The sequence below is a fragment of the Micromonospora deserti genome (assembly GCF_003236335.1).
Lineage (GTDB): Bacteria > Actinomycetota > Actinomycetes > Mycobacteriales > Micromonosporaceae > Micromonospora > Micromonospora deserti.
Map to the genome: position 1 here is coordinate 1 of NZ_POUB01000470.1, position 2130 is coordinate 2130.

General features: G+C 76.2%; 4 protein-coding genes. All 4 read left to right on the plus strand.

The window, feature by feature from the left end:
• Nucleotides 1-553: phage baseplate assembly protein V (locus C1I99_RS31220; protein ID WP_233512822.1), on the plus strand; the 553-nt coding region annotated here is incomplete at its 5' end.
• Nucleotides 553-891, plus strand: coding sequence for a hypothetical protein (locus tag C1I99_RS31225; protein ID WP_111137726.1), 339 nt, complete (start codon nt 553-555; stop codon nt 889-891). The genes C1I99_RS31220 and C1I99_RS31225, both read left to right, overlap by 1 nt.
• Entirely contained in the window at nt 888-1358 is a 471-nt protein-coding gene (locus C1I99_RS31230) for a GPW/gp25 family protein (RefSeq protein ID WP_111137727.1), read from the plus strand. The genes C1I99_RS31225 and C1I99_RS31230 overlap by 4 nt, the downstream gene beginning before the upstream one ends.
• A partial coding sequence (locus C1I99_RS31235; RefSeq protein WP_499877952.1) for a baseplate J/gp47 family protein occupies nt 1355-2130 on the plus strand: 776 nt, incomplete at its 3' end. The genes C1I99_RS31230 and C1I99_RS31235, both read left to right, overlap by 4 nt.

Genomic DNA, 2130 nt, shown 5'->3' on the forward strand with positions numbered 1-2130 from the left:
GGTCACCCTCGGCGCGGTCACCGACGTCACCGACCCGGAAGGGCTGGGCCGGGTGCGGGTGGAACTGCCCGCGTACGGGGGGTTGGACGCCGGGTGGCTGGCGGTGCTCTGCCCGGGCGCCGGCCGGGGCAAGGGGATCGTGGCGCTGCCCGACCCGCGGGACACCGTACTGGTGGCGCTGCCCGGGGGCGAGCCGGCCGCCGGGATCGTGCTCGGCTCGCTCTTCGGCGCGGTCGAGCCGTACGACGCGGGGATCGACGACGGGCGGGCGCGCCGCTGGTCGCTGCGGACCGCCGGCGGGCAGTCGGTGGTGGTGGACGACGCGGCGGGCAGCCTGCGGCTGGCCACCGAGGGCGGCAGCTGGCTGGAGCTGACCCCCGAGCTGACCACCCTGCACGCGGCGACCGACCTGGTGCTTTCCGCGCCCGGGCGGGCCATGGTCGTGCGGGCCCGCAGCGTCGACTTCCTGCACGCCGAGGCGACCGAGGACCCGGCCACCGCCGCGCGGCAGGCCCGGGCGCTGGCCCGCGCCCACCACGAAGGAGGCGGCTGATGCGGTGGATCCATCTCGGCTCGGTGATCCGGTGCGACCACGACGGCCGGGTGCGCAACCGGGCCGCGCAGCAGTGGGTGCGGGTCACCGGGTCGCCGGTGCTCGTCGACGACGACCCGGAGGGGCGGGAGATCACTGCCTGCCCGAACTACGGGCCGACGGTCAAACCGTGCGCGAAGACGCTGCGGGTGCGGGTCGGCTACAGCGACTGGCTGCGCGTCGACGGCCACCGGATCGTCCTGTCCCACCTGGACGGGTTCACCGACGGCACCCCGCCGGGGCTGGTCCACCACCGAGTGCGCGACCCGCGCCAGAGCTTCCTGGGCGCGGACCGGTGAGGGCCTTCCGGTTCGTCGGCGCCGGCTTCGACTCCGGTCGGACCGGTGGTCTCGCGCTGACCGCCGCCGGCGGGCTGGCGATGACCGAGGGCGACGAGGCCGTACGCCAGGCGCTGTTCCTGCTGCTGTCGACCACGCCCGGCGAACGGTTGATGCGCCCCGGGTACGGCTCCCGGCTGCACCGGCTCGTCTTCGCGCCGAACGACGACACCACCGCCGGGCTGGCCGTGCACTACGTGCGGGCGGCGGTGACCCGGTGGGAGCCCCGGGTGGAGGTGCTCGACGTCGACGCCGGCCCGGACCCGGACGACCCGTGGCGGCTGGTGATCCGGCTGGACTACCGGATCCGCGCCAGCCTCGCGCCCGGCCAGCTGGTCTTCTCGGTCGACCTGCTGCCCGCCGACGATCCGGCTGACGGTCCGCCGCCCAGCCGGGCGGCCGACGGGCCGGAGGGAGGAGCGTCATGACCCTGCCCGTGCCGCACCTGGACGACCGTACCTTCCTGGACCTGGTCACCGAGGCGCGGGAGCGGATCCGGCAGTCCTGCCCCGGGTGGACCGACCTGTCGGCGCATGACCCGGGCATCGCCCTGCTGGAGGCGTTCGCGTACCTCACCGAGGTGATGATCTACCGGCTGAACCAGCTGCCGGAGAAGGCGTACGTGGCGTTCCTCAACCTGCTCGGGGTGGCCCAGCACGCCCCGTCGGTGGCCTGGGCGGACGTCCGGTTCACCCGCACCGCGGGCGGCTCCGGTCCGATCCGGATCCCGGCCGGCACCCGGGTCGCCGCCGCGCGTGGGGCGGATCCCCGGCCGGTCGTCTTCGTGACCACCGAGCCGGCGCTGCTGCCCGCCGGCCAGGTCGAGGTGACCGTCCGGATGCACCACTGCGAGCCGGTCGAGGCGGAACTGCTCGGCCTCGGCACCGGGCAGCCCGGCCAGGTGCTGCGGGCCGCCCGGGCGCCGCTGGCGCGTACCGCCGAGCCGCTGGACCTGCTGCTCGGGGTGGAGGTGCCGGCCGGGACGGTGGAGCTGGGCGCCGCCGCCCGGGAGCACGAGGGCCGCACCTTCGAGATCTGGCGGCCGGTGGACAGCTTCGCCGGCGTCGGCCCGCAGGCCAAGGTGTACCGGGTGGACCGCTGCTCCGGCACGGTCACCTTTGCCCCCGCCCTGGACCTGCGCGACCCGCCCGAGCCGCACGCCACGGCGGTGGGCGGGGCAACCGACGGGGACGCCGGGCC

Coding starts and splice junctions, on each gene's coding strand:
- C1I99_RS31225 (WP_111137726.1), top strand. CDS start 553: ATGCGGTGGATCCATCTCGGCTCGGTGATCCGGTGCGACCACGACGGC.